This is a genomic window from Nocardia brasiliensis, from assembly GCF_042691675.1.
GTDB classification, from domain to species: Bacteria; Actinomycetota; Actinomycetes; order Mycobacteriales; family Mycobacteriaceae; genus Nocardia; species Nocardia brasiliensis_D.
This window is the reverse complement of record NZ_CP170507.1, coordinates 5,106,706-5,130,928: the sequence shown is the minus strand read 5'-3', so window position 1 is coordinate 5,130,928 and position 24,223 is coordinate 5,106,706. Positions and strand designations below refer to the sequence as shown.

The following is a 24,223-nucleotide window of genomic DNA, read 5'->3' as shown; positions in this document are numbered from 1 at the left end:
CATGGGCACCGTGTCGAGATCGAGTGGGCCGAGGTGAGCTGGAATCCGGTCACCAGCTGCGATCGGATCAGCGCGGGCTGTGGCTGGCATGCGAACTGGGCGTTGGGTGTTCACGATTGTCGCCGCGGCCGGCATTGCGCTCGCCGCTCTCGGCAATGGTCTGCGCCTGGATGGCTCAGCGTCCGAACTCGGCCCGGTGGCCTCGGTCTTCGTGCTCGCCGTGCCCGCGTTCTGCATGCTGCTGTCGATGTGGATGGCGGGTGCCTTCGTCTTCGCGATCGACCCGGTCACACCCAAGTCCCCCTTTCACGTCGTTCTGGCCGCGCGCGCTGGCGGACAACGAGACCAACACGCAGGTGTAGCGGGCATTGGTTTGTCGCCCATGGGCGACAAACCCCCGTTCGTAAAACGACCGTTGGCCGAACGAGATCGCGGGGCGCCCGCCGACCGGCGTTCCGCAAGAGCGGTGTTCGAGAACTCGTTCGTTCAGGGTAATGCCGCCCAGACCCCATCTGACCTCCGATGAGCAGGCATATCAACTACTAGTCCAGCGCCGCTCGGGCCCGGGCCACCTCGTGGAACTACGAGGTGTACTTCTCCGAGCCAGGATCACCCGCACGAGAATGGCGATCGTCAGCCTCCCGTGTGTCGAACGTTCAGTGGACATACACCAGAAGCCCCGGTCGCCAAACTCGTAAGGGCGCACGAAGCTTCTTCAGGAAGCCCGGTACACGTTCGAGCCGAGGAGAAATAGTCATGATCTGCGACCGCTGCCACAAACAGACACCCGACGACCAGTATCACTGCGTTCATTGCGACTTCCGAAACCCACACATGTCGGAGGCACACAACCGTTGGAACGATTGGACATGCCCAGCCTGCGGCGCATCCAACGGAGGCAGCTTCCGACGTTGTGGAAAATGTAACGCTAAGAATCCGAATTGAGTTTGTACATCTACGGGTAACAGGGCCCGTTTCGTACATAGTAGTCGACGCTGATTTCGGCCAGATGCGTGACCTTCTCCTGGCACGACATCCCTTCCCTGCAAGACATTCCGCACGTCTGACTGCCGACAGCATCCCATCGCACCGCTACCGGCGGTCAGGGGGTCTCCGTAGCCATTACCGAAAATGGATCAATCTCTCGACAAACTCGACCTGCCGGTCCGCGGCGTCGAGGGGCGACTCGGTGATTTGGGTGTAGCGGGTTGCGCGGGAGGCGATTTCTTCGCTGTGACCCTTGTCTTGTCGCGGAGCTCGGTGAGTTGACGTGCCCGCTGTTTGGCGGTGGCTGTCTCTTTGCGCAGCAGGGCGAAGGTGTCGGTCAGATCGCAGACCGCCGTGGTCGTCGACGGCCGTCGGCTCTGCGCAGCCATTGTCGACCGAAGCACCTTCGGCGGAGCCGCGGACCACAGCTCGGGTTCGCCAGTCATACTCCCCGTCGCGGAATTACGTATCGCCGCATGACGCTGTTGGTCAGACGCCCAAGATCGCTCCGGATCGGTTGGTGGTCGCCAGGTAGATCTCCGGGCAAAGATCGGGGTAATCCCCGATTTCCGGGGCAGTGCTAGGTTCGCCAGGCTCATAGTCATGATCGGTTCGAGAAGAAGATCCGGGTCCGTCGCGGGTGCGATCGTACTGGCGCTGGTCGTGCCATCAGCGGCTGGATGTGCTAGCAGTCCGGAGCCGACGCGACTGCAGCAGGGGTTGGATTCGATCGTGGCCGCCGGGGCGACCGGAGCCATTGCCGAGGTCGACACCGGCGGGCACCGGGAGCGTGCGTCCAGTGGTGTCGCCGAGATCGGTTCCGCCGCACCGGTTCCGGTCGACGGGCGATTCCGGATAGGCAGCGTCACCAAGGCGTTTGCCGCGGCCGTCGTGCTGCAACTAGTGGCCGAACAGCGGCTCGGGCTCGACGACTCGGTCGAAAGCGTCCTCCCGGGAGTACTTCCGTATGCCGGCCGCATCACGATCCGCCAGTTGCTCGACCACACCAGTGGCGTCCCGGAATACCTCGAGACCCTCCCGTCGCCGCGTTCGGCGGCCTTTCTCGACCTGCGCTGGCGTACGTGGACCGATGCCGAGCTGGTTGCCCGAGTGGCCGACAAACCGCTGCTGTTCGAGCCGGGCACGAAAGCCAGCTACTCGAACACGAACTACCTCCTGCTCGGCATGGGCATCGAACGCATCACCGGGAAGCCTTTCGCGGCAGCGATTCGCGACCGCATCGTCGGGCCGCTGCACCTCACCGACACGACCATTCCCGGCACCGACCCGAATATAAGCGGCCCACATCCCCACGGATACCTGTCGATCGCGCCGAACGGACTGGTCGACATCACCGAACTCAACCCGTCGGTGATGGGTTCAGCAGGTGAGATAATCTCCACGACAGCAGACCTGAACCGGTTCTTCGGTCCATTGCTGGACGGTCGTCTGCTACCTGCGCCGCTGCTGCAGGCCATGCGCACCACCGTGCTCGGTTCGAAATACGGGCTCGGCCTGATCACGTTGGAGTTGTCGTGCGGCGTCACCGCCTACGGCAAGGACGGCGACGCACCCGGCTATTCGACCTGGTCGTTCGGCACCCCCCAGAAACGAATCACCGTCTCGCTGACCTGGGGAGCTGACCGCCCCCGCGATGCCGTGCGCGCGCTGCTCGACAGAGAACTGTGTTCAACATGAACACCATCGCATCCACCCCGGACGATCGCTCCGCGGGCCGCCTGATCAACAATCACTGACGGAGAGCCGCAACCAACTAATTTCACCTGAGCAACCGAAAGTGCAGGCGAACACGCCTGTCTCGGGTCGAGATCATGGTTCTCTGGGGCGCGTAGCTCTATGGCTCCGTCTTGCAACGACGGCGGGCGGCAGCAGCAATTGCGTGCGTTCGGGTCTCGCAGCGCTGCGCTGCGCCCGAGGCCGCCGGGACGCGCTGGTCCTCGGCGGTCTGGGCGCTATCGTCTCGGGTCAGGCCACGGATGCATTCTAGCGACTGCGCTTGGGGCGCTTAGGATTTCGGCAACGGACGACGTTGGCGCTTCTCCGCGGAAGGTGTTTACAAGCAAGCGTGCCGGAAGCAGTCGTCAGGTAACCCGCATCGTCCCTGAGTTGTGAATCCTGGATCAGGTCACGGTGTCAGCGCGGGCGAGTTTGTGCCCGTGATCGGGCCGTACGGTGGCGATGTAGCTGCCTTCTCTGAACTTTGGCAAGTTGCGGGGGAGCGAGTTCCGCTGATCAGGCGTGCGGCGAACCGTGGTTCACGCGATGTCTGATCTGATCGGCTTGATCAGGTTCCGGAGAGCGTCGTCGTATTGCTTGCGGTCGAACCGGAATGGACCGAACGCGCCATAGTCGCGTGCCCGGCGATCGGGTTGTTCGGCGCAATCCCAGAGCACAAGGTCGTCAGTGACGGTTATCTCGGCCAGCAGCGGCCAGCAGCCCCACTCACCGCATTCACACACGAGCACGGGCGTCTTGGATCCCGTTGCCATGGTGGACCTTCCATGGAAGTGGTCATCCAACCGGAGGCACCGAGAGTACTCCGGGATGAGACCCCCGTATGCCCCACCTGCTGGCCGCATAGCTGCCTCTAGCTCGAATCTGTCGATCAGGTCGGTGAGTGGCACACTGTCGATACAGGGCATGATCCGGTCGCGTCGCACGATCGGAAGCATGTCGGCGAGCAGCCAGCGGCGTGGGCGGCGGAACTCGACTTGTATGTCGAACTGAATCTTGTTGATGGCCATGCCGAAATCCGGTTTAGACAGCGCCTCGGTTTGCGGCTGCGGACCCAACGCGTCGGCACGAATAGTGGCAGCGGCGTGGGATATTTCGTGGCCAGTTGGACTGTGTCGACACCGTGAATCATCTGGAGAAGGTTGGGCAACCGGACAAGGGTGAGGTGGTGGTGAGCCCCTCGACAATTGCGGCCGGTCCAGCGTCACGGTGGCACCGAATTACATGCGTTGCTCTATGGACACTCGGGTCAGTGCATCGCCCGGAAGTTCAATCGACTGATCAGGAGGATTCGAGTGATCCCTTATTTAGGTCGCGTGTTCGCCGTCGGCGCTGCCTGCCTGGCCCTCGCCGCGTCTCCCGCGGCGACCGGCACGGCCACCGCCGCGCCCCTGCCGCCCATCGGCGCCGAAATCCCCAGCTCGATGATCGCGATCGACAGCGCGTTCGAGTACAACGGCCAGAGCTACACGCTCGACTTCAAGGGCGGCATCAGACAGCGCGTCGAGGCCGACCCCGGGGGCCCGGGCAACAACGTGCGGCTGCGCACCATCGGATTCGGCGTCAAAGCTGAGCTTCCGGACGGCGGCACGGTCACCCTCGAGCAAGACGAGGTCGACATTGATTCGCAGAGCAAGCTGCGTCTCACCCAGAAGTTCCCACCGAGCTATGAGGAACGCGATGTGATCTCGATCTCCGCGAAGATCGAACTGCCGGACCAGGAGCCAGTCGCGGTGCGGGCCAAGGCTCCGATGATCCTGACCGCCAAGCTCACCCGGTACCCAGCACAAGGCGAGCGGTACATGCTGGAAAAGCCGGTGGATCTGGTCGACCCAGACCAACCGAACACGGTCGTGGCGAGGTTGACGAAATTCAACTCCCAACGAGGCGCCCTGTAGGCCGCCTGCGGCCCCCCCGGGGTCCCGCGGACTCCACTGCCTGCGGGATCTTGGCTTTTACCCGTGAGTCCTTCGACCTACCCACGACCAAGCCGCCAGTAGCACACTGAAGCCTTTCGCCACCTATCCACGAACTGCGCCACTCACTCGCCAACTACACCTGAACTTCGGTATCTATCCGCGAACCCGCGACAGGATGTCCGTCCGTTCGGCCGATCGCTTAGGGCACAGTGGAACCGACGGATCTGCGATTGGGACCGCGACGGTCGCCATTGTCGCCGAAGGCAATACAGTCGCATGCAGAGTCTCCCGCGACTGCAGCTACACATCTACTGATTCGACGCTCTCGCTCGGGCGAGTGCTAAGGCTGTCGGCGATTCGGGGAGGGCGGGAGTCGGCACGCGTTTGCGGGTCGCGCGCAACGGTCGCGGCGGTGGGTGCGCGGTGCAGTAGTGCACACACGTCCGCTTCACTGACGTCGTCGTAGTCGCGATACCACGATTGGACCGACCCGAATAGCGGTGGCGTCTCGAGGCAGACGACGTGGTCGGCGAATTCGGACACGGCGCTTACAGCCTTACCCGCTCCGACAGGTGCGGCGACAACCACCCGGCCCGCGCCACGGTCCCTGGCGATCGCCACAGCCGCGCGGACGACGACCGCGGTGCCGATCCCGTCGTCCACGACCACCGCGGTACGGCCGTCGAGCCACCGGCGCGCGAGGTCGCCGCGATATCGAGTTACGCTGCGCGCCAATCTTTCCCGCTGCTCCCGTTGCACCGCGAACCGTTCGAGCTCGGACACCAGAGCACGGGCGACGACGTCCTCGTCGAGGACACACACCCCGTCCTCGCCCAGCGCGCCGAACACCGACCAGGGCTGGTACGGGACGGTCATTCTGCGCACCACCGCCAGGTCGAGCGGAACAGACAGCGCTGCCGCCACTTCGTAGGCGACCTGCACTCCGCCAGCGGGCACTCCGAGTACCACCACATCGGAATTGCGGAAGAATCGCAGGCGCTCCGCAAGCCGACGGCCCGCAGCGCGACGATCGAGAAAAGGCATGACTCCACCTAAGCCGGTCGAGAACGGGGAGAGCCGCGCTATTGGACTCGGAGGGGAGAGAACCCAACTCTACGCCGCGTCAACCATTAATACGATCATTACTGCCCGGACGTCCGGGCGCTGCCCTGCCCCACCAGTTGCTGATCGCCCGGTCCACCTGCGGAAGTAGCCGACCTCTGCGCTGATGCCAGGCGGCACCATGCGGCGATCCAGCCGATCTCCATGGCCGCGTCGATCAGATATGTCTTCGGAATGCGGCCCGCGGGCACGAAGTCCAGGTCGATGCCCAATAACGTGCTTGCCGCGAGGACACCGACACGGCGCGCGTGCCGAGTGCCCTCTGGTCGATGCGGCCAGGTCGAACTCCTCGTCGGTGAAATGGTTGCCGGTCAAGGCTTGTCGGGATCCAGCGTGTCCTTGATCTTGCCCATCAGACCCGCCTGGGTGCCCAGCTCGGTCGAGCGCGGCTTGCCCTGGGAGCCGTCGTAGGTGACGTAGAGCTGCGGGTCCGGCGGCGGCGGTGCGGCCTTGTCCCCCAGCGGTACAGGATCGGGGATGAACCCGTTCTTGTGCACACCGTCCGGCGCCGTACCATGCGCCCACATGCCCTGATCGGCCGCGGCACCGTCGGACAGATGCCACAAACTGGTCGCGTGTTCGGAATGCTCCTCGTCGAACAGCGCGTTCGGGGTGATCGTGTCCTCGATGCCGTCCGCTTTGAGCTGCGCAATAGCCGACAGCCACAGATTCTGGTGGTAGGTGTCGCGAGCCAGGTTGAACTTCAACATGTCCTTCACACCCGGGTCGTCGGTCATGTGATACAGCCGTGCGGTCTGGATGCGGCCCTGGGATTCGGCGTTGACGTTGGCCCGGAAATCGGCGAGCAGGTTGCCACTGGCCACGATATAGCGGCCGTTCCACGGCACGCCGTTGCTGTCGGCGAGTACCGGCCCACCACCGGAGACGATGGCCTGCTGCGGATCCATCCCGCCCAGCACCGCGGCGACCACCGGATCGCCCATCGCCGCCTGGGTTGCGTGGGTAGCCGGCGCGCCTTCCAGCAGGCGGGCGACCATGGTCGCGATCATCTCGACGTGACCGATTTCCTCGGTCGCCACGTCCATGATCATGTCCTTGTACTTGCCGGGCATCCGGCAGTTCCATCCCTGAAACAGGTACTGCATCGTCACGGTCATCTCACCGTAGGCACCGCCGATGAGCTCCTGGAGCTTGCGCGCGTACACCGGGTCCGGCTTTTCCGGTTTGACATCGAATTGCAGATGGTCGGTATGTCGAAACACGTCAGCCTCCAGGAATAGAAGTGAAACCCCTTCTCGGCGCGACTACCTCCAAAAACGTTGCGCAAACACCAATTTCATTCTGATTTATCAGCGGTATGGCGCTGATGGGTCGGCGATCCGAATCGAAACGGAGCTCGCGGCGGTGCGAGCACCGGGCTGGCGCCGTGCCGGCGTGCGCAACCGGTGGGCGAGTTCGGTGGCCACGGCGATGGCGTCGTGTTTCGGCGACCAACCAAGCTCCCGGCGGGCCCGGCCTGCATCGATCAGGCACGCCTGGTCGGCCAGGTCAAGCCAGCCCGCAGCGGTTGCAGCCCTACCCGCGCCCACGCCAGATGGACGACCGCATCTGCGCCGGTGCACGCGCGGGTCAGCATCGGCAGCGCCGCTCGGTCGCCGATGTCGCAGCGGACCCAGGGACACCCGTGTAGGGTGCGCGGTCCGCGGCGGGTGGGCGACGGGCGATGCCCATCACCTCCCAGTTCTCCGCGCCCGGTAAGCAGCAGTGCCGTAGCGACATTGCCGCTCGCTCCGGTGATCAGCACCTTCATGGGTATCCGACCGAGCGGCTCGTGAGGAGGCCGGTTTCCCAGGCACGCTCGATGAGCTCTGCGACGTCGATGCGGCTCAACTCACGCACCCGCGGGCTGGTCACCAGGGTATTGACGTAGGCGACCACCTGGTCGGCGACCAGGGAATTCAGGCGCGCGAAGGGTTCGGTGAGGCGAGCGAGCACGTTCTGCGGACGCACCTTCGTGACCACATCCTGCCGGGAGATCAGCTGATGCCGCACCAGCAGCGCACACGGTGCGTCGGGAACGAGCGTGACCCGCGTTTGCACACATGCCGCGGCAAGGTAGTGGGCCGAGATCCCACCCAGGCCGGCCTGAATCCGGAACGTGACCGGCACCAGCACCGACATCTCGCAGCAGTCCGTTTCCGACGACGCGACCTGCACTCGCTCGGTCCGGCCGGTTGCTATCGCGGAGAAGAGCCCACCCGGACCCACCGCGATCGGGCCGGTTTCGATGTGGTCGCCGATGATCTCAGCGACCACCTCGGCAATTCGTTCCGGTCGAGTTGCGGCCCGCAATAGGTTGTCGGCGAACGCGATGCGCGACTGCGCCGACGAGATGGGACGATCGTCCGACGCTGCGAACTGGTCATACATGGACACCTCCGTTGCGGGCCGAATACCCTTTGCCCGAGAAATAAGCCGACCAATGGCGTGTTCGGGGTTGCCCCAGCGACGCCGAGCCTCCGCGGGTTGGGCCGACGGTGTCGCGGAAACCGTTGTCGCGGAGTGGCTCTCGGCGCGCCAGCACGGGAGCCCCACCCGATGTGCGCTTCGATGCGCATGCGGTCGATCATGTCGGGGCGGTGCAGCTCGAAGGCGGGTCGCTCGGAGCGGATGCGGGGTAGTTCACAGAAGTTGTGCCACGGTGGCGGGGGCGGCGACGTCAGGTACGTGTGCTGGGATCTTCACCGCTGCGCAATGGGGGCAGATGTTCGACGGCCCCGGCCACCGTGGCCAGGGCACGACTGGCGCCACGGCACCTGGCCGCCAGCGGCGCCGACGCTCGTCGAGCCGCCTGGTCGAGCCGATCCCGCGACCGATCCAGCGCGGTCAGCGGTAGCGCGGCGAGAGCGTTACCAGGCGGTCGACGCTCGACGGTCGGATGTGGACGGGTCGGCGCGGTATACCGGACCGCCAGCCACAGCAGACCCGCCCGGCGCAACGACCGCGGGTCGAGCGCCTCCTGCAGCTTCGGCAGCAACACGTCTTCCTCATCCCGCGCATCCTGTCGAAGCAGATCGGCGATACGCCCGAACAGCCGCAGATGCTCGAGACTGCCCAGGTCGGTCTGCTCCAGTTCGGTGAATAGCTCGTTGTTTATCGCCGGACCGCCGCTGGCGGCGTTCAACCGCTGGCGACGCCGTGCGGGATCGGTGCTCGTCCAAGGGCAGCAAGGCCCAGGGATCTGATCCAGTTCGATCCACAAAGGAGGTTCGATATGGACGCAACTCGCATCGCTCGCGCGCACGGCGCGTTCAACGTGGTCGGTGGAGTATGGCCTGCTGAGCAGACGCAGTTTCGAGGCGGTCTTCGGACGCAAGAACGACAAGTGGCTGCAATACACGGTTGCCGACTCCTGGTCAGCAACGGAGTAGCGCAGCTGCTGGCCGCCGACACCGCCGAAGGTACTCGGCATGCGCGACGACTCGGCATCCTCACCGCGGGAACGTTGTTGGGAATCGACCTCATCTACGTGCCGGCGGGGACCATACCCAAGACTTATCTGCTCGACGCGGCCATGAAATCGGCTGGATCGTCACATGGTTGCGGCAAACCTAGCCCCGCGACATCCGCGCCAAACCGGGCAGGGCATTTGAGGCACGGCAGCTTCGGTGTTTTCGACGCAAGAAAGCGGGTATTAGCCAGCAACGGGTCGGCTACCTAGATGTGGTCGACGCGAGGTGCCGCCGCCGCGTCCTATTCCTCCGCCGCGGCGGCGCTGTCCACTCACCCGCCACGGACGCACGGGGCTGGTCGGGGGCGCACATGCTGTCACGTGAATTGCGTGCACGCGGCGGCGGGTGGCTCGGTCAGTGACTGAATGCCTGATCGCGGGGGATAGGTCCGATATTCGCGTGTCGGCCTGGGGCGAGGTTGGCGTGGCGTCGGCCTGGACCGGGCCCTCGGCGGGCGGCGAGTGCGTCGGCGATCGCTCCGGTCGCGAAGGCGTAGACAGCCTTGTGTAGCACGTCCAGGATCAGTTCTTGTCGGGGCCAGGTTTGTGGTGGCGCGCCGACTCCGGTGGCGTTTTCCAGAATTTGGTCGTTGGTCAGCCGCACGACGGTGAACTTCGCCGAGGCCCATGGTCCGCGTAAACCGACTTCGGCCATGATCGACCGCAGCACTCCCAGTAGTGCCCCTTGTCCGAAATGCATCGCCAGGTTCCGAGTTCGGGGCTGGCGACCGGGTTGTTCGGACATTCCGGTGAGTCGCTCGAGGACCCGGGCCGGTACGTGGGAATCAGGTCGGCCGGTCATGCGCTGTTCGATTTTCTCGCCCACCGTCATCACCGCTGCTCCTGCCGCTCCAGCGAGCAGCCCTTCCCAGAGACTGTTTCTCAGCATGGGCCGCGGGTACCCAGCGTGGACGTGTTCACCCACGTCAATGGCGGGACGAAACTGTCTCGGCCCGGTGGCAGCTCTTTCGATGCAGTGCAGAACTCAGATGAATAGATGAATAACTGCCAGCATGCCGGGTAGGGACCGATCATGGAAATACTCGTGATCATCGTGCTTTTGGCGCTCGTCGCCGCCGTTGTGCTGCGCCGCATTCTGTCGGGCAGGCGGCGCGACACAGATTTGTCGACCGGCAACCCTTCGGCCAACGAGGGCGAAGACAGGATCTGACCACGGGAAGGAAGCTCCGATGACTGTCTCCAACCAACCGCTCCCGGCGTTCGCTCGACGCGACGAGTTACCCGACCAGGCCCGCACGACCAGGAGCCATGCGGGTGAGGGAATCAAAGACGGGTACAACATTCCGGGCATCGTCCTGTGTGCGCTGGGAATCGTCGCACTGGCGCTGTGCTTGACCGCAGCTGGCTATGGATTCGCGGGCTGGGCCCTTATCGGCGGCATCGCAGCAGCGGCACTGGCCGCTCTCGGCGTCGTATGGCTGTTGCTCGAGCACCGGCGCATCAAAGCCAAAGAGGGACTCGGGCTCACCGACCAGCGGGGACACTGAGCGGGCCGGACGTTCGGAAATACCGATTCCGGATGGGGGGCCGGGTTGTGCCTTCGATGCGCTCCAAATCTCTGAGCCGTGGCGATCTTGGTCGCTACTCACTCAAACGTGGGTCCGGACCCGTCGCCGCGATCGCCCGCTCTGCGATGTCGCGCAGTAGTGGAGCGAGTTCGTCCGGCTCGAGCAGGGTGTAGGGCAAGGGCAGCGTTACCAGCGTGGCGGCCGTATAGGTCTGCGCCGCTGGGTAGGTGGTCAGCAGACAGCTGTCGGCATCGACCGCTTCGAGGAGGCCCGGGCGCGATCCGAGCAGTTCGCGTGCCCGGTCCAAGGGCGTGTGCAGCAGGACCCGGGCCTGCATCGTCCCGCTGCGTCGCAGCGATCGAGTGAGCCAGGTGGCCGCGTCGAGCCCATCGGGAAGTTCGCGCGCGGGCACCCGCACGCCGGTGCGATGCACGGCACTGACCCGGTCGAGGCGGAAGGTGCGCCAATCACCGCGGTCGAGATCGAACGCGATCAGATACCACCGGGGCCCCGCGGCGACGAGCCGGTACGGCTCGGCGAACCGTTTGTCCTGTTCCGCACCGGGTTTTGTGTAGGTGAACCGCACGCGTTCGCAGGCCGCGCTCGCTGTCGCCAGTGCTACCAGAGTGTCGGGGTCGGTCTCAGGTGTGTGGACCTCTGCGGGCAGGACCGCGGTGTGCGACAACCCCGCCACGCGGTGACGCAGCCGGCTCGGCAGCACTTGTTCGAGCTTGGTCAACGCTCGCACCGCCGCGTCCTCGATACCGGCGACCGCGCTGGTGGTCGCCGAGCGCAAACCAACAGCGATTGCCACGGCCTCCTCGTCATCGAGCAGCAGCGGCGGCATGGCGTTCCCGGCGCTGAGCCGGTAGCCGCCGATGTTGCCCTGAGTGGCCTGGACCGGGTAGCCGAGCTCACGGAGCCGCTCGATGTCGCGGCGTATCGTACGAGGAGTTACCTGCAACTTCTCGGCAAGCTCGATGCCGGTCCACTCGCGCGGGGATTGGAGCAGCGAGAGCAGTTGAAGCAATCGGCCAGAGGGATCACGCACATCACTCATCTTGCCGCACTGATAGGACGTTGAAAGACCTATTAGTTTTCTACCGTCGCACGTGGGCGCCGAGTGGCGGCGTCGCAGGTCGAAGGGAGAACAGATGGCCGCCCGTTCGAATTCCAGGCGCAGTTCCTCGAAAAGCCAAGCCGATCCGATGCGGGAGATCACCCTCGAGCACGCCCGCGAACACAATCTGCGGGACGTGTCGATGCGGATCCCGAAGAACACGATCACGGTGTTCACCGGCGTGTCGGGATCTGGCAAATCCTCGATCGTGTTCGCGACCATTGCCGTGGAATCCCAACGCCAGCTCAACGAAACGTATCCGACCTTCGTGCGGAACCGGTTGCCGCGCTATGAGAAACCGGATATCGACCGGATCGACGGGCTGAGCACCGCGGTGGTGGTCGATCAGAAACCCATCGGCGGCAACGCCCGCTCCACCGTGGGTACCGCCACCGATATCTACTCGATCATCCGGCTGCTGTTCTCCCGCGCCGGGGAGCCCTCGGCGGGTATGGCCACGATGTACTCGTTCAACACCCCCGAAGGCGCCTGCCCACGCTGTGACGGGCTCGGCCGTACCACGACCATCGATATCGAGGCGATGTTCGACACCACGAAATCCCTCGATCAGGGCGCGTTGTTGTTTCCGCAATTCAATGTCGGATCGGTGCAGTGGCAGATGTTCGTGAAGTCGGGCCTGTTCGACCCGGCCAAGCCGCTGTCGAAATACACCAAGACCGAATGGCGTGATCTGGTGGACGGTCCGGGGCGCGAGGTGAAGGTGCCGTTGGGTTCCAAGATGGGCGTCGCCAACGTCACCTATGAGGGTGTGATCGAGAAGTTCAACCGCCTCTATCTCAACCGCGACCTGTCGAAGCTTTCGGCCAAGACCCGCGATGCCGTGCAGCACTTCACGACCGAGGGCATCTGCCCGCTATGCCGGGGCGCGCGACTGAACCAGAAGGCCTTGCGCACCAAGATCAACGGCTACACCATCGCCGACTACACGGCCATGGAAGTCATCGAATTGATCACGGTGCTCGGCAAGGTCGACCACCCCCTCGGCACACCGTTGGCCGAGCAGGCGATCGCCGGTCTGCAACGGCTCGACGACATCGGACTGGGATATCTGAACCTCGGACGTGAGACTCCGACACTGTCCGGTGGCGAAGCGCAGCGGCTGAAGATGGTGCGGTTCCTGGGCTCCTCGCTGACCGGAATGACCTACATTTTCGACGAACCCAGCGTCGGCCTCCACCCCCGCGACGTCGGCCGGATGAACGATCTGCTCGCCCAGTTGCGCGACCACGGCAACACCGTGCTCGTCGTCGAACACGACCGTGACGTCATCGCCATCGCCGACCATGTCATCGACATGGGCCCCCGAGCCGGTATCCACGGCGGCCGGGTCGTCTTCGAAGGCACCTACCGGGGACTGCTCACCAGCGCCACACTCACCGGGAAAGCGCTCCGCCGCCGCCACACCCTCAAAGCGCAATTCCGCACTCCTACAGGCCATTTGAGAGTAAGTCACGCCAACCTGCACAACCTGCGCGATATCACCGTCGACATTCCCACCGGTGTCCTGACGGTGTTCACCGGCGTCGCCGGATCGGGCAAATCGACGCTGGTGTCGGAGGTGTTCGCCGCCCAACACCCCGAGGCGATCATCGTCGACCAGGCCGGTCTGGGTTCCTCTTCACGCTCGACCCCGGTGAGCCATCTCGGCGCGATGGACGGGATCCGCAAGGCGTTCGCCGAGGCCAATCATGTTGAGCCCGGCTGGTTCTCGTTCAACAGTAAAGGCGCCTGCCGGGAGTGCGGCGGCCGCGGCGAAACGACTGCGGATATGGCGTTCATGGATCCGGTCACCACCGTCTGCGAGCGCTGCCACGGCACCCGCTACGACCCCGAGGTCCTCGACTACACCCTCGGCGACAAGAACATCGTGCAGGTCCTCGCGTTGACCGCCGAGGAAGCCGCCGACTTCTTCGCCGACGCCGGCATCGGCCGCAAGATCGGCTCACTGGTCGAGGTCGGACTGGGGTACCTCACCCTCGGCCAACCACTGTCGACGCTGTCCGGTGGTGAGCGGCAACGCCTGAAACTGGCCGGCGAGCTCGGCAAATCCGGTGGCATCTACATCCTCGACGAACCCACTACCGGTCTGCACATGTCCGATATCGACACCCTTCTGGGCCTGCTGGATCGCATTGTCGACGCCGGGAACACCGTGCTGGTCATCGAACACGATCTCGACGTCATCGAGCACGCCGACCACATCATCGACCTCGGCCCCGACGGCGGCCGCTACGGCGGTCGCGTCGTTTTCGAAGGCACACCCGCCGAACTGGTGCAGGCGAAGACCTCGTACACCGCCGAATATCTTCGACGTGATCTCGCTCGCTCTATGCCCGCGAAATCCAAATAGGTCTTTCATCGTCCTATTGCCTTCTTACCGTGGGGTTTGTAGTCGTTCACCCACTGAAAAGGAGTCAGTTATGAAGATCGCTCTGCTCGGCACCGGATTCGGACAGGCTCACGCCGGTGTGTACGCCGCCCGCAAGGATGTCGAGGTAATCGTATTCGGCCGCCGCCAGGAGGCCCTCGACAAGATCACCGAACAATTCGGGTTCGCCACCACCACCGATCTCGACTCGATATTCGACGATCCCAGCGTCGATCTCGTCGACGTCTGCCTGCCCACCGACCTGCACGCCGACACCGTGCTGCGCGCCTTGGCCGCAGGCAAACACGCCCTGACCGAGCTTCCCCTCGCCGCCGACATGGCCTCGGCCCGCAAGGTCGCCGACGCCGCCGCGAACAGCGACCGGCAGGTCTTCGTCGACATGTACGAACGCTTCCTGCCCGCCAACAAGCTACTGCTCGACACCGTCTCGGCCGGAACCTACGGCGCGCTAAGGCATTTGGCGGTCGAGGAAGCCACCGCGCTGCTGTGGCCCGGCGCGAGCCTGGGCCTGCACGCGATCCCCTTGGAGATGATGCACTCCGGACTCGACATGATCGTCACCGCACTCGGCGCACCGCAGAGTGTCGAGGTCACCAGCGCGGACGCGAACCAAGACGCCGCGACCGTGGAAGCCATCCTGCGCTACCCCGCGGCGACCGCCCGCTGCTCGGGATCCTCCCTCATGCCCACAGCCTGGGGCTCGCGCGGCGGCTACCGCGCCACCTTCGCCGACGCCGTCCTCGACTGCTCCTTCACCCAAGGCTTCGACGGCAAACCCACCGCCACCGTCACCACCTACACCGCCGAGGGAACATCCGCCGACGAGTTCCCCGCAGCCGACCCCTACGGCCCGATGATCGACCACGTCCTGGCCTGTCTACGAGGGGACGAGGACAACCGCATCAGCCCGCACAGCGTCCTCGACACCCTCGAGGCCACCCTCCGAGTCAACAGCGCGGTCAACGAATAGACCTTCGCGCCCGATACCGGTGGCCTGGTCAGCCACCGGTACACACGAAACCTCGTGACTTTCGTCAGACGCGACGTGTTGACAGGGTGCGGCCCGCGCCGACCCAACCGAGGTTCGCACCCGCATATACGCGTTCAGTCAGTCGTGGTTTTCGGCTGCGGGCACACGGCCCAGATCGCGGTCTTTGGGCCGGCAACTGTCGGGTGCGCCGTTGCCAGTGTCCCGTTCAACGTATAGCTCGCCGGTTGCTGAACATCTAGTCCATTGTCTTCATGCACTCCGCGAGATCGTGATTCGTGCTGGTCTTTCATCGCAGGCGACATAGGCCTTCCTGATCTCCGCGATCGAGGGAATGGAAGACACCTTCGGCTTCCCCAACGCCGCGTTCGACGCTTCGACCGCTGCCGTCTCGTGAATTCCACACAACCGAACACCTATCCACTCGCCACCGACCTCCACGGGCACACTCGACCGCCATCGGCATGACCACATCGGCTACCTCGCCACCGATCATCACCGGCACGCCTCGATCAGCAGACTCTCTGTATTCGAAACCGCGCCCATCCGGGATGGCCCGCTTAGGGATCCTTGCCGACCGTGTCGGTCGGCTGGTCTTCGGTGCGACAGGGTCTGATCCAACTGCCCTGCCGTTAAATTCGCCTTAGGCTGGAGGCTGATCGAGCAGCATTGGGGAGGATGGCATGGATCCGGTCTCATTGGGCATCGCAGCGGCAGCGCTGCTGGCGTCGAAATTCGGCGAGGAGGTGGCCCAGAATGCCGCATCCAACACCTGGAGTGCGGTCAAGCGGCTCAGGGAAGCGATTGCGGCCAAGTTAAGTGGTGACTCCGAAATAAACACGGACGTAACAGCTTTCATTGACAACTCGACGCCGGAGGCCAGAACGGTAATCGCTGAGCGAGTCGCCGCTGCGGCGCGGTCGGATCCAGGTTTCGCCAACGAGGTCGAGCGATTGGTAGCGGCGGCCCGTCGCGATCGGCAGGTCGATATGTTTGTCGCGCAGGCATATGACGACGCTAGACAGGTCAACATCAGCGGGGACAACGACGGCACCATCAACATAAGCTGACTTCGGGGATGTGATGGCCAGGTACGATCGCGCAGATCGGCTAGGCTTTGCGGTCGCGGCGTTGGTGGCGGCACAGTCTGGAGATGCACCCGCCGACACGGCGCGCGACAACGTCGCAAACGTGGCCGAGCGCCTGCCCGCGGTTATTGCCGAGCGGTTCGTGCGAGATCCGGAAAGCTGGTCCGCACTGGCAGCTTTCGTCGAGGATCCGACCGAGGTGAACTGCGAGCTGGTGGTCGAGCGCGTTGCTTCCGAGGTCCGCGCCGACATCGATTTCGCCGTCGCGATCGAGCGGCGGCTGCTGTCGGCGACGCAGGTCGAGTCGGTGACGGGGGTGGTGCGGGCGGAGGCATCCGGCAACTCCCGGCAGGTTGTTGTCCTGGGTGACAACAACGGCACCATCACACTGTCGATCGAAGCCCCGCCCCCATCGCGACCGATCGTGGTCAGCGACCTGCCGAGCGACGAGATCGACTTCGTCGGCCGTAAGGCAGAGCTGCACAGCATACGGGGCGCCGTCGAGTCGGGGCGGCCCGTGCCGATATACACCATCGACGGCATGCCTGGAGTCGGCAAGACCGCGTTGGTGACTCACCTCGCGCACGCCCTGGCCCCGCTATTTCCCGACGGGCAGTACTTCGTAAGGTTGCACAGCCACACACCTGGGCAGAGCCCCGCCGACCCGCACGATGTGCTGGCCCAGCGGCTTGTCCTCCACTACGGCATCGACCCACGCAATATCCCCGACAGCCTCGAAGCGCGCAGCTCCCTGTGGCGGAGCCGGCTCCAGGGAAAGCGGGTGTTGCTGGTCCTCGACGATGCCCGCGATCACACACAGATTGAACCCCTGCTCCCCGCGGGGTCGGAATGCCTCACCCTGGTGACCAGCCGACGGCGTCTCATCACGGTAGAGAACGCGCGGCCGCTGTCATTGGACGTGCTCGATGAAACCACCGCTGTGCGGCTGTTCACCGCCCACGCCAAACGCACGCTAAACAACCCGAGAGAAGGTGCCGCCGCGACCGAGATCGTCCGGATGTCCGGATATCTCCCGTTGGCGATGGTGCTGCTAGCGGGATGGTTGGCTGGGCACGGGAAATGGACGATCGCCGCACTAGCCGACCAATTCGCCGCGGCGACCGACCGGCTGAGCGAGCTCGAGGTGGGTGATCGCGCGGTTCGTGCGGCATTCACCATGTCCTACGAGGCGTTGCCACCCACATCCCAGCGGCTTTTTCGGTTATTGAGTGTGCACCCCGGAACAGAGATTGACACACATGCCGCCGCGGCACTGACCCACATCCCTGTCGACGAGGCCCGACGACAACTGGACCGGCTGTACACCGACCATCTCTTGGATGAGATCGCCCCGAACCGATATCGGCAACACGACCTGCTGCGCGACTACGCAACCGGCCTCACCGCCGGGGACGATACCGATCGCGCTTTGGACCGACTGTTCGACTTCTACCAGCATAGTGCCACCGTCGCGGACCGTTACCTCGCTCGACGTACCCGCCCAATAGCCTTAGCACCAAGCCCCTCCACTGTCGCAGTGCGGAACTTCCGCGACGAGATCGACGCCTTGGCATGGGTCCGAAGGGAGCGAGCCAATCTGCTGGCCTGCTTGGACTACCTGGCCACCGCTCAACCCGCACGCATGGTCGACCTGACCGCCACTCTGGCTGGATTGCTGGAACGAGACGGACCGTGGCCGCAAGCACGAGAACTGCACCAGCGCGCAGCGGCCACAGCCGGACAGCTCAGCGACAGGATCGGTCGAGCGAACGCTCTCACCAACCTCGGCACGGTGTGCTGGAACACCGGGGATTACGGGGAAGCGGCTGAATGGCACCAGCAGGCGTTGACGATCTATCGACAGGCGGGCAACCGGCTCGGGGAAGCCAACGCCCTCACCAACCTGGGCCTGGTCCGTGACACCAATGGGGATTATCGGGAGGCTGCCGAACTACACGAGCAAGCGGTGAAGATATATCAGGGTCTCGGCGACCAGCTCGGCGAAGCAAGCGCCCGCAACAACCTCGGCCTCGTTTCTTTGAGACAGTCGGATTTTGGCGAGGCGAGCACCCTATGGCGGCAGGCTTTGACAATCTATCGGCAAATCGGCAATCGCCTCGGCGAAGCCATCACCCTCACGAACCTCGGCATCGCCCACCGGAGCACCGAGGACTACCATGAGGCCGCCGATCTGCTCCGGCAGGGACTGGCAATTTTCCGACAGATCGGCAACCGTCTCGGCGAAGCAAGCACGCTGGCCAATCTAGCGATGGTGAGTGAGACCATCGAGGACTACCGGGAGGCTGCCGATCTGCATTTGCAAGCTTTGACGATCACCCGGGAGATCGGCTACCGCTCCGGCGAGGCATCGACCCTCAACAACCTCGGCGCCATGTACTTGAATATCGGGGATTACGACCAGGCTCTCGGCCTGTGCCGAGAGGCGCTGGCGATTAGCCGAGAGATCGGCGAGCGCCGCGGCGAGGCACAGAGCCTGGCGAATGTCGCCCTGGCCTGCGTGAGGACCGAACATTCTGGCGAGGCCCTGGACCTGTACTGGCAGGCGCTCGCGCTCTATCGAGACATCGGCGACCGCGCGGGCGAAGCCAGCATCCTCAACAATATCGGTGTCTGGTACGAGAAAAGGGGAGACAGCGGACGAGCGGCCAGCCTTTACCAGCACGCACGGACGATCTTCCGGACGCTCGGGAACGCTTCTAGCGAAGACAGGGCACGCACCAATCTCGAGAACCTAACCCGAGACTCTGGACATGGCGGCAGGGGGCGTGGATCTGGGCGGCGATTGCACAGGTGGTGGGCTGGCCGGAGCCGGAAGTGAACTCGACAGAAGCGCTCTCGGACAAGGAGCGTGGCCGGATCAGCTGGCGTCGGGCAACCCGGAAATCCTGTTCAAATCCGGTACGAAATTCGACGTCATCGGACGCGTGGACGACTTCGTCTCCGGTCGCGTCGTGATCACACTGGTCGAGCGGGCCGGCTGAAGGGAAGGGCACATTACATGAGCACCAACGAGAATGAGCGAGGATTCCGGATCGCCGGAAAAACCTTCCAGCCGTGGGACACCCCACCGGACCCCGACCTCGTCGCCCGGGCGCTGGCCGAATCCGCTGAAATCGACCGCGACGGGCGGCCGGGGCACAGACCGCCCCGGCTAGCGAACCTCTGCCCGAACGGTTCCATGACGACATGGTCGGCACCGAGTACGAGCCGTGGTACCGGAAGCTGTGGGCCGAACGCACCCGAAACCGTCAGCAGCACAACGACTCCGACGGGTAGCCGCTAGTCGAGCTGGTGCTTGCAAGCCGTGCTCGTCGCAGACATGCGCTCGCCAGCGACAACGTAGGTTATCGGTAGTCCGGCAGCTCCGGATCCTCGAGAACCACAGCTTTCTCGGCGCTCGACTGCGCTCGTGCGGCGAACCCTGAGCGGGCCGAGTCGTTTCGTGGTTTGCATGCGGCGGCGGACTGCATCCGGGCGGCGCGCTCCTGAGTCATCCTCTGCCTGTTCGGCGGATGCGGACTGGGTGGCGAAGGCCTGACCTTTGTCGGATCAGGACTACGCGTCTGCCTCCGGCCCCGGCGCGTCGGTGTCGCTGTCGGCGAGGTCGGCAACGCCAGTACGAACGATATGAGGATGAACTCGACGACCCGCGATCGCTCGCACCGCACGCAGCATGCACGCTGTTGGGGCGTGGGTAGCGCTAACCGCCGCAGCTCGAGGCGGTGAACACGTGACCGCCCCCGCCGTCGAAGCCAATGCGAACGGGGAGATTCCGGCAATTCGGCGTCGTTCAGTCCGTACCCGTATCGCGTTTGTTCTCGAGTTCGCGGATACGTTCGGCCGCCTGGCTCAGCCGCTGTTTACGCGCGGTTGTCTCGGCTTCCTCGAGCTCCTCGTAGATCTTTTCGTCGGCATCGCTGAACCGCAGGATCACGCGCGGAATACTCAGCGTGAGGACCAGCGACGGCCACACCACCCACGCATAGCTCCAGTTGGCGACGAACTGCAGGATCAGGAACGCCATCAGTGTGATGCCGATGATCACCCAGTCGATCGACTCGACCATGCTGCCGCGTCGGCGCAACGACGACAGTTCGGCTTGCGCATCCGCCGCAGATGCCGTCGCGGGGAGAGCCGAATCGTGCACTGCCGGAAGGTGTTCGGCACTCGGCACGGTGCGGATACGCCCGTCGACACTTTCGAGTGGCACACCTCCGGGCAGGCCCCGGAACGCGGCGCGCACGCTGCCCAGTGTGCGGGCCGCGGCGATCTCCCCCGACCGGTCGTAGAACTGCGTCGAGTCCAGTCTGCCCGCAGCGAAATGCTCGCCAACGACGTTGAGCGCATGCAGGCGTTCAGCGTCGCTCAGCAGCAGATCGTCGGGGTTGATCTCGCCCTCCATATACGTGACCTAATCTTTCGCGGTGGTCGGTCGATTACAAATGATTCCCAGGCGGTGGCCGCGCCCGCGGACCCACTTGTCAGTGGCTTCGCTGAGCTGCGTGGGCTCCTACGCGAGGTCGTTGCCCTGGGCGAGGCCGGTCCGCCCGTGAGACCAGTTTCCATTCTTCCAAGCCGAGCGTTGCTGCGGTTGTTGGTTTCGGTTATGGCGGGCATCGACAATTCATTGTGGATGCCGGAACGGCCGGATGTGTGCTCGCGACCCGGCTGTCCGAGAACCCATTACGGCAGGTCGTCGTGCTGGAGGCAGGCCCGCGGTGCGCGCGTTGGCCGCCGATTTCGATGAGTGTGGCCGCGCTCGGGGTGCCCGTGTGGCGGCGCTGCGGGCCGGGAAGTTTCGCAGGGTTGGTGGTCGCCCTGGTGTGCGCTCAGGTCCGCCGGTATCGACGGAAAAATCTGCCGCACAATGGGTTTGAAAGCTTTCGCCAAGGTTTCATTAATGATCTTGCCACAGGCTGTTCCTCGTTGATCAGAACACCTACGGGGGAGAACGCAAGTGAAAACAGCTATTGCTACCGCCATGATCGCCGGGCTCACGCTGATGGGAGTCGGTACAGCCGGACTCGCTTCGGCCAAGAGCGAGTTCCCGGTCCGTACCGGGTTTTCATCGTGGGGGGAGTGCGTCAATTGGGTGTTGTCGGAGAAGGGCAACGATCGCCATCAGTACGACTGCAGGGACTTCGGTGCGCAGGGGTGGACCGCGGTCTGGTTGGCGAACTGATCCGGACACGACTGAGCTGAGTGTCAGTCGTCGCCACACTGCCTGGTTTCTCGGGTGGTGAGTAGATCACGCGAACGCTCGGCTGGGTATCCCAGCCGAGCGTTCGCGTGGATGGTCGTCCGCTTCGGTAATCAGCCTCTGGCGTTTCTGCGCTGGTTGGCATTGAAGCGCGCTTTCTTCTGACGATTCCCGCACGTGTTCATGTCACACCATTTGCGGGTGCGACTTTGGCTGATGTCGAAGAAGGCGGCTCGGCAGGTGGGCGATGCGCACAAGGCCAATTTTCCGTCTCGTTCGCCCGCGATGATGCTGATCGCGTCGGCGGCGATTACGCCTAGGGCATCTTCTACGCAGGAAGCCGAGCTGAGTCGCCATCGCCGATTGCCCTCGGGCGTCAGGATCGCCGCGGCCCGACCCTGAATGCTGCAGTCATTGATGATTTGGACAGCGGACGCAGGGAGAGCGTCCTGGGTCGCGGCCGCTGTCGCGGCGGCGTGAATTGCTTTCCTCAGTTCCCGAGCGCGTTCGAGCTGGGCGGGGGTGCAGGACTCCACGGCAAGGCCGCTCACTGCCAGCCAGTCGATGAGGCGCTGCGGTGTGGGAATGCGCTCCACAGCGTCGCCATGACGCTCCGACAGCGTCCCCGTGAAGCTGGTCGCCAGCACATTACCGAGGCGAAAGTCAGGGAATCCAGCAGGCATGGAACCACCTTAGCCGGTTGCGGGTTGGCATGAAGCCATGTTAGAACCGTCTAAGCCGGTTCATGGTGGGTCGTAGCCGGTTCCCCGATGGCCAGGAGGTCTCATGCCCCGCCCAATCAGCGACGTGCAAGCATTCGAAGCCCACGCAACTGACGCTGACCTCGACGATCTGCACACGCGATTAGCCGCGGCGCGGCTACCGGAGGCCGAGACGGTCTATCGCGCCGGGCCCGACCCGCGCCGATGGGAACAGGGCGTTCCCCTGGCCGACCTCGTCGATGTCGTGAACTACTGGCGCACCGAATACAACTGGCGGTCGTTCGAAGAGCGCCTCAACCGGATCGGCCAGTTCCGCACGACCATTGATGATTTGGGAATCCATTTCCTGCATCGCCGATCCGCGCGCGCAGATGCCACTCCGCTGATCTTGACGCACGGCTGGCCGGACAGCATTGTTCGGTTCATCGATGTAATAGACGAGCTGGCAGATCCGAAAGACGCGGATGCGCCCGCGTTCCACATCGTGGTCCCATCCCTGCCAGGGTTCGGCTACAGCGACAAGCCGACCACTACCGGGTGGGGAACCGAAAAGATCGCGGCCGCATGGGTGGAACTGATGGGAAGACTCGGCTACCGCAAGTTCGCCGCCCACGGCGGCGACTGGGGAGGCAATATCACCACGGTTCTCGGCGGCAGGTTCCCGGCGCACGTGCTCGGTATCCACACAACGTTCGCGGAGGCACCGCCCGGGTTGACAACGGACGGGCTGACGGCGGTCGAGCGGACATGGACCGAGGAAACCCGCGATTTCTGGCGTCACCGCGCGGCATACGCGAAGCAGCAGGCGACCCGACCGCAGACCGTCGGCTACTCGCTCGTCGACTCGCCGGTCGGGCTTCTTGCCTGGATCCTCGACAAGTTCGCCGAATGGACAGATACCGAAGACAGCCCGTTCGAGACGATTTCCATAGACCGCGTTCTCGACGACGTCACCCTGTATTGGCTGACGCGGACCGGCGCATCGGCGGCCCGTATTTACTACGAAAGCCACAACTCGCTCGATCCCGAACTTCGGGTCGACGTCCCGTCCGCACTCACTATGTATCCCCGCGACGTCGAGAAGTGTCCGCGTCCCTGGGCGCAGGAGCGATATCGACAGATCGTCCGATGGAGGTCGCCCGAAACCGGGGGACATTTCCCGTCGCTGGAGGTTCCCGAGTATTTCGTCAAGGACCTGCAAGACGGCCTTGCGGCAGTGCTGGCCGCTGATCGGTGAGGTCGATGGATGGGAACCCGTCAGCGCCGCTTGGTATCGGGTGCTGGTCGGCTACTCACGAGCCGTAACACGCTGTGGCGCAGTGCCTTCTGGGCCTCGGTGACGGTCATGCGGTCGTTGCGGACCTCGTCTCCGGCCGCGTTGCCGAGGGCGATGATCGCGGTGACCAGCCATTGCGGGGAAGCGGCGGGCTCGAATTCACCTGCTTGCTGCCCGCGGCGGATCAGGGTCAGCAGGCGAGTATTGAGCGGGACGCCGCGGCTGCGGTCGCTCGGTCCCGCGAAGGCTCCGACGTGGTGCAGGATCGGCGATTTCCGAAAGAACCGCCAGCCGATGTCGAGCAGCCGCAGTAAGGCGTCGGTGGCGGGACCATCGTCGAGTTGGGCGGCATCGAACGCCGCTTTGGCCTGGCCGGTGATGTGATCGACGGTGGCGGTGAGCAATTCGTCCCGAGACGCGAAATGGGCGTACACCGTCTGGCGCGTCACCCCGGCTTCATCCGCGATCGTGGCCATCCCGGCTCCGGGCCGCTCGGCGAGTAGTCGGACGGCCGCCTCGAGGATGAGGGTCCGGCTGCGCTCGGCGTCGGCTCGTCGCTTCGGTCCCCGGTTTTCAGTCAACTCTTACATCCTTGTCAGAATTAGTGGAACGCT

At 64.3% G+C, this 24,223-nt stretch carries 21 protein-coding genes; 11 read left to right on the top strand and 10 right to left on the bottom strand.

Features of this window, described 5'->3' with window-relative positions:
* Positions 1 to 106: 106 nt before the first annotated feature.
* Positions 107 to 526 carry a hypothetical protein gene (locus tag ACFK0J_RS23495; protein ID WP_378730721.1) on the top strand — a complete coding sequence of 140 codons (420 nt, stop codon included), beginning with the start codon at positions 107 to 109 and terminating at the stop codon, positions 524 to 526.
* Between the two features lie 1,193 nt (positions 527 to 1,719).
* On the top strand, positions 1,720 to 2,685 hold the full coding sequence (locus tag ACFK0J_RS23490) for a serine hydrolase domain-containing protein (protein WP_378730719.1): 966 nt from the start codon (positions 1,720 to 1,722) through the stop codon (positions 2,683 to 2,685).
* A 578-nt stretch (positions 2,686 to 3,263) separates the two neighbouring features.
* On the opposite strand, the gene ACFK0J_RS23485 is transcribed toward ACFK0J_RS23490, so the two are convergent.
* The gene (locus ACFK0J_RS23485) at positions 3,264 to 3,497 is read right to left on the bottom strand and encodes a hypothetical protein (RefSeq protein ID WP_378730717.1); all 234 of its coding nucleotides are present in this window, start codon (positions 3,495 to 3,497) and stop codon (positions 3,264 to 3,266) included.
* A 540-nt stretch (positions 3,498 to 4,037) separates the two neighbouring features.
* Between ACFK0J_RS23485 and ACFK0J_RS23480 the strand changes: the two genes are divergently transcribed.
* On the top strand, positions 4,038 to 4,640 hold the full coding sequence (locus ACFK0J_RS23480; protein ID WP_378730715.1) for a hypothetical protein: 603 nt from the start codon (positions 4,038 to 4,040) through the stop codon (positions 4,638 to 4,640).
* Positions 4,641 to 4,961: 321 nt separating this feature from the next.
* Here ACFK0J_RS23480 and ACFK0J_RS23475 read toward each other — a convergent pair whose 3' ends face one another.
* The 5 genes from ACFK0J_RS23475 to ACFK0J_RS23455 all read right to left on the bottom strand — a co-directional run bounded on the left by ACFK0J_RS23475 (position 4,962) and on the right by ACFK0J_RS23455 (position 10,144).
* A complete protein-coding gene (locus ACFK0J_RS23475; RefSeq protein WP_378730713.1) occupies positions 4,962 to 5,705 on the bottom strand; it encodes a phosphoribosyltransferase in 744 nt (247 codons plus the stop codon).
* Positions 5,706 to 6,094: 389 nt separating this feature from the next.
* Positions 6,095 to 7,006: a manganese catalase family protein gene (locus ACFK0J_RS23470; RefSeq protein ID WP_378730711.1), complete on the bottom strand. Its 912-nt coding sequence runs from the start codon at positions 7,004 to 7,006 to the stop codon at positions 6,095 to 6,097.
* A 544-nt stretch (positions 7,007 to 7,550) separates the two neighbouring features.
* The gene (locus ACFK0J_RS23465) at positions 7,551 to 8,174 is read right to left on the bottom strand and encodes a hypothetical protein (RefSeq protein ID WP_378730709.1); all 624 of its coding nucleotides are present in this window, start codon (positions 8,172 to 8,174) and stop codon (positions 7,551 to 7,553) included.
* Between the two features lie 289 nt (positions 8,175 to 8,463).
* Positions 8,464 to 9,216, bottom strand: a complete 753-nt coding sequence (locus tag ACFK0J_RS23460) for a hemerythrin domain-containing protein (RefSeq protein WP_378730708.1) — start codon at positions 9,214 to 9,216, stop codon at positions 8,464 to 8,466.
* A 394-nt stretch (positions 9,217 to 9,610) separates the two neighbouring features.
* Positions 9,611 to 10,144 carry a hypothetical protein gene (locus ACFK0J_RS23455; protein WP_378730706.1) on the bottom strand — a complete coding sequence of 178 codons (534 nt, stop codon included), beginning with the start codon at positions 10,142 to 10,144 and terminating at the stop codon, positions 9,611 to 9,613.
* Between the two features lie 144 nt (positions 10,145 to 10,288).
* On the opposite strand from ACFK0J_RS23455, the gene ACFK0J_RS23450 reads away from it, so the two are divergent.
* Positions 10,289 to 10,426 (top strand): hypothetical protein, encoded by a 138-nt coding sequence (locus ACFK0J_RS23450; protein ID WP_378730704.1) that lies wholly within the window; start codon positions 10,289 to 10,291, stop codon positions 10,424 to 10,426.
* 19 nt (positions 10,427 to 10,445) lie between these two features.
* Positions 10,446 to 10,763 carry a hypothetical protein gene (locus ACFK0J_RS23445; protein WP_378730702.1) on the top strand — a complete coding sequence of 106 codons (318 nt, stop codon included), beginning with the start codon at positions 10,446 to 10,448 and terminating at the stop codon, positions 10,761 to 10,763.
* A 94-nt stretch (positions 10,764 to 10,857) separates the two neighbouring features.
* Here the strand turns inward: ACFK0J_RS23445 and ACFK0J_RS23440 are convergent, their stop codons facing one another.
* Entirely contained in the window at positions 10,858 to 11,835 is a 978-nt protein-coding gene (locus ACFK0J_RS23440) for a helix-turn-helix transcriptional regulator (protein WP_378730700.1), read from the bottom strand.
* A gap of 103 nt (positions 11,836 to 11,938) precedes the next feature.
* Here ACFK0J_RS23440 and ACFK0J_RS23435 point away from each other — a divergent pair, with 103 nt between their 5' ends.
* From ACFK0J_RS23435 to ACFK0J_RS23420, 4 genes are all read left to right on the top strand, one after another.
* Positions 11,939 to 14,275 (top strand): excinuclease ABC subunit UvrA, encoded by a 2,337-nt coding sequence (locus tag ACFK0J_RS23435; protein ID WP_378730698.1) that lies wholly within the window; start codon positions 11,939 to 11,941, stop codon positions 14,273 to 14,275.
* A 70-nt stretch (positions 14,276 to 14,345) separates the two neighbouring features.
* On the top strand, positions 14,346 to 15,284 hold the full coding sequence (locus ACFK0J_RS23430) for a Gfo/Idh/MocA family protein (RefSeq protein ID WP_378730696.1): 939 nt from the start codon (positions 14,346 to 14,348) through the stop codon (positions 15,282 to 15,284).
* Between the two features lie 701 nt (positions 15,285 to 15,985).
* The gene (locus ACFK0J_RS23425) at positions 15,986 to 16,372 is read left to right on the top strand and encodes a hypothetical protein (RefSeq protein WP_378730694.1); all 387 of its coding nucleotides are present in this window, start codon (positions 15,986 to 15,988) and stop codon (positions 16,370 to 16,372) included.
* Between the two features lie 13 nt (positions 16,373 to 16,385).
* Entirely contained in the window at positions 16,386 to 19,229 is a 2,844-nt protein-coding gene (locus ACFK0J_RS23420; RefSeq protein ID WP_378730692.1) for an ATP-binding protein, read from the top strand.
* A gap of 972 nt (positions 19,230 to 20,201) precedes the next feature.
* On the opposite strand, the gene ACFK0J_RS23415 is transcribed toward ACFK0J_RS23420, so the two are convergent.
* Positions 20,202 to 20,813, bottom strand: coding sequence for a DUF1707 domain-containing protein (locus ACFK0J_RS23415; protein ID WP_378730691.1), 612 nt, complete (start codon positions 20,811 to 20,813; stop codon positions 20,202 to 20,204).
* 555 nt (positions 20,814 to 21,368) lie between these two features.
* Here ACFK0J_RS23415 and ACFK0J_RS23410 point away from each other — a divergent pair.
* Positions 21,369 to 21,593: a hypothetical protein gene (locus ACFK0J_RS23410; protein ID WP_378730690.1), complete on the top strand. Its 225-nt coding sequence runs from the start codon at positions 21,369 to 21,371 to the stop codon at positions 21,591 to 21,593.
* Between the two features lie 131 nt (positions 21,594 to 21,724).
* Here the strand turns inward: ACFK0J_RS23410 and ACFK0J_RS23405 are convergent, their stop codons facing one another.
* Positions 21,725 to 22,294 carry a CGNR zinc finger domain-containing protein gene (locus ACFK0J_RS23405; protein WP_378730689.1) on the bottom strand — a complete coding sequence of 190 codons (570 nt, stop codon included), beginning with the start codon at positions 22,292 to 22,294 and terminating at the stop codon, positions 21,725 to 21,727.
* A 103-nt stretch (positions 22,295 to 22,397) separates the two neighbouring features.
* On the opposite strand from ACFK0J_RS23405, the gene ACFK0J_RS23400 reads away from it, so the two are divergent.
* Positions 22,398 to 23,570: an epoxide hydrolase family protein gene (locus ACFK0J_RS23400; RefSeq protein ID WP_378730687.1), complete on the top strand. Its 1,173-nt coding sequence runs from the start codon at positions 22,398 to 22,400 to the stop codon at positions 23,568 to 23,570.
* A gap of 20 nt (positions 23,571 to 23,590) precedes the next feature.
* Here the strand turns inward: ACFK0J_RS23400 and ACFK0J_RS23395 are convergent, their stop codons facing one another.
* On the bottom strand, positions 23,591 to 24,190 hold the full coding sequence (locus tag ACFK0J_RS23395) for a TetR/AcrR family transcriptional regulator (protein WP_378730685.1): 600 nt from the start codon (positions 24,188 to 24,190) through the stop codon (positions 23,591 to 23,593).
* Positions 24,191 to 24,223: the final 33 nt, after the last annotated feature.